Consider the following 2932-nt stretch of genomic DNA (forward strand, 5'->3'; position numbering starts at 1 on the left):
TTGCCGACGAACGGACCCTGTTGGACCACGGGCGCCCCGATCGGCCGGGCCTGCAGCACGAGGAACGCCGCGCCGTCCTCGCCCGCGCTCACGGTGACGGCCTCGGGGGCGAGCACGGCGGCGTCGTAGCCGAGCCGCTGCCCGTCGGCGGTCAGCTCGCCGCCGTAGTTGTACAGGACCCGGGAGGCGGACGGGTCGAACGCCGGGAGCTCGGTGCTGACCCCGGGGTCGAGGGTGACGATCCAGATGGCGAGGTGGCTGTCCGGGCGCGCGGCCCAGGAGTGCGGTGGCGGGTCGAGTGCCCGGATCCCGTCGATCTCCCCGGCGATCACCCGGACGCGCGCGGCGGCCCCCTCCTCACCGCGGACGACGACCGGGGTGTCCTCGGACCAGAACATGTCGAAGTACGGCTCGGCGGACTTGTCCTCGGGGGCCAGGTTGAGCCAGATCTGGAACAACTCCATGGTGTTGGTCGCGTCGGGATCCAGCAGGGGGAACATCTCCGAGTGCGAGATCCCCGCACCGGCGGTGAGCCACTGTGTGTCACCGTGACCGAAGCGGGCGGCGGCGCCCAACGAGTCGGAGTGGTCCACCACGCCGTCGAGCACCACGGTGACGGTCTCGAAGCCGCGGTGTGGGTGCTGGGGGAAGCCGGGCACCTCTGAGCCGTGGTACATCGACCAGCCGTCCTTGCCGGAGAAGTCGCCTCCGATGGACCGGCCCTCCAGGGAGGCCGCGGGACGCATGGTCTCCCCCTCGGCCGCGGGGAACTCGTCGCGGTGGTGGACCGCGAACAGGAACGGGTCGACACCGGGCCACTGCGCGCCGAGCGGGACTACCTGACGGATGGCGGACACTGGCCTCTCCTCTGACGGGACGGTAATTGCTGTCGCGTCATACAACTCCGGGCCCTGGCGGTTTGTTCCCTCCCGCGGCCGAGCCCGGGTCAGCCCCGGGCCACCACTCCGGTCACCGGAATCCGGCCGTCGACCGCCTGGCGGAAGTTGAGCACCGCACGCTGGACGTGGTCGCCCGTGGAGACCACGACCGCGCCGGTGGTCCCGCGCTCGCGGAAGATCTGGTCGGTGAACCGGGCGTTCTGGACCGTCGAGTTGGAGTTGCCCTCCTCGGTGATCCGCCACGGTGCGATCCCGGCGCCGCGGAGCCAGTCGCCCATCGCGCGGGCCTCCGTGCGGCCGTTCTGCGGGACTCCACCGGTCACGATGATGCGGGCTGTGGGGTACTCCCGCGCGAGCCGGAAGCCTGTCCTCAGCCGCTCCTCGAGCACCGGCCGGATCCCCCCGTCGGGATAGAGGCCCGCGCCCAGGATCACGATGTCGGTGGTGAACGGATTGACCGTGAGCACCGCCGGGTCGTCGCTCGTGAGCGCGTCCAGGCCGCCGCACATCTGCAGCATCGACTGGTCGACATACTGGCAGCCCACCATGGTCAGCCCGTTGTAGAGCGCGGTGCCCGACGGGAGCTCCGCCGAACCCGCGGATGCGGTCCCTGCACCGGCCCCCAGCGCGAGCGCCGCCGTGGCCGCGACCGCTGCGAGACGGATGTGTGTCCTACGCACGATGGCGTTCCTCCCCCGAGAAAAGTGTGTGACTCATTTCGTGACCCGATAGTTATCGGTAGCCACGGTACCGCTGTTACCCGTGAGGCAGGATGGGTCAGAAAACCGCCCGGTACCCTGCTCGTATGCCCGCAGGATACGACAAATCGGCCGCGGTCCGATACCTCTCCCGAGCGGACCCCGAGCTCGGACGCCACATCGAGACCGTCGGTCCGTGCACCCTCGCGCCCGCCCCGGACGCCGGACCGCACACCCTGTTCGACCGCCTGGCCTCCTCGATCCTGTCCCAGCAACTGTCGGTCAAGGCGGCCGCGAGGATCGCCGGTCGCCTCAGGGAGCGGGCGGCCGGGCCCCGGCATCTCGACCCCGGCCTCCTCACCACCCTCTCCGACGACGAGATCCGTGCCTGCGGGGTCTCCCGACCCAAGATCGCCGCGCTCCGCGACCTCGCCGACGCGGTGGGGACCGGACGGATCCCCACCCTGGCGGAGCTGGAGGAACTCGACGACGAGGAGGTGGTCGCCTCCCTGACCACCGTCCGCGGGGTGGGCCGGTGGACGGTGGAGATGCTGCTGATCTTCCTGCTGGACAGGCCCGACGTGTTCCCCGTGGCCGATGTCGGCGTCCGGCGCGGATTCGAGCGGGTCACGGGACTCGACGGACCCCCCACCGCCACCCGGATGCTCACCCGTGCCGAGAGCTGGGCCCCCTACCGGTCGGTCGCCTCCTGGTACCTGTGGCGGGCGGTGGACCAGACCGGCCAGGCAGTGCCAGCGCCGCCCGCGCCCGCCGTCCGGTAGAACGGACGCATGGCAACCACCGCATTCAAGGGAAATCCCGTCACCACGTCCGGCGAGCTCCCCGCCGTCGGCACCACCGCCCCGGCGTTCGAGCTGGTCGGCACCGACCTGTCAGCCGTGACCTCCGAGTCGCTGGCGGGCAAGAACGTCGTGCTCAACATCTTCCCGAGCGTCGACACGGGCGTCTGCGCCCAGTCCGTCCGCACCTTCAACGAGAAGGCCACCGGCCTGGACAACACCGCGGTCGTCAACGTCTCGGCCGATCTCCCCTTCGCGCTCAAGCGTTTCGCCGCCGACGAGGGCATCGAGAACGCCTCCGCCGGTTCCACCTTCCGCAGCGATTTCGCCTCGACGTACGGCGTCACGATGGCCGACGGCCCCCTGGCCGGCCTGTGCGCCCGCTCGGTCATCGTTCTCGACGCCGAGGGCAAGGTCGTCTACACCCAGCTCGTCGACGAGATCACCACCGAGCCGGACTACGACTCCGCGCTCGCCGCTCTCAACTGATCACACTCACGACCGCCGGCCCGCCTCCGTGTGGAGGCGGGCCGGC

The 2932-nt window shown here is 70.8% G+C and carries 4 protein-coding genes; 2 read left to right on the plus strand and 2 right to left on the minus strand.

Going from position 1 to position 2932, the window contains the following annotated elements; all coding sequences use genetic code 11:
* Nucleotides 1-857, minus strand: an 857-nt coding sequence (locus tag G6028_RS11645) for a pirin family protein (RefSeq protein ID WP_182658966.1), incomplete at its 3' end; no start/stop codon positions are given.
* 89 nt (nt 858-946) lie between these two features.
* Nucleotides 947-1579: a YdcF family protein gene (locus tag G6028_RS11650; RefSeq protein WP_179523694.1), complete on the minus strand. Its 633-nt coding sequence runs from the start codon at nt 1577-1579 to the stop codon at nt 947-949.
* Nucleotides 1580-1704: 125 nt separating this feature from the next.
* Here G6028_RS11650 and G6028_RS11655 point away from each other — a divergent pair, with 125 nt between their 5' ends.
* A complete protein-coding gene (locus tag G6028_RS11655; RefSeq protein ID WP_182658967.1) occupies nt 1705-2379 on the plus strand; it encodes a DNA-3-methyladenine glycosylase family protein in 675 nt (224 codons plus the stop codon).
* A gap of 9 nt (nt 2380-2388) precedes the next feature.
* On the plus strand, nt 2389-2886 hold the full coding sequence (gene tpx / locus G6028_RS11660; protein WP_182639628.1) for a thiol peroxidase: 498 nt from the start codon (nt 2389-2391) through the stop codon (nt 2884-2886).
* The last annotated feature ends 46 nt before the right edge of the window (nt 2887-2932 follow it).

This window comes from Dietzia cercidiphylli, assembly GCF_014145145.1.
In the GTDB taxonomy this organism is placed as follows: Bacteria; Actinomycetota; Actinomycetes; order Mycobacteriales; family Mycobacteriaceae; genus Dietzia; species Dietzia natronolimnaea.

What these genes read in the sequence shown, in the direction of transcription:
- G6028_RS11655 (WP_182658967.1), top strand. Translation starts at nt 1,705, where the DNA reads ATGCCCGCAGGATACGACAAATCGGCCGCGGTCCGATACCTCTCCCGA.
- tpx (WP_182639628.1), top strand. Translation starts at nt 2,389, where the DNA reads ATGGCAACCACCGCATTCAAGGGAAATCCCGTCACCACGTCCGGCGAG.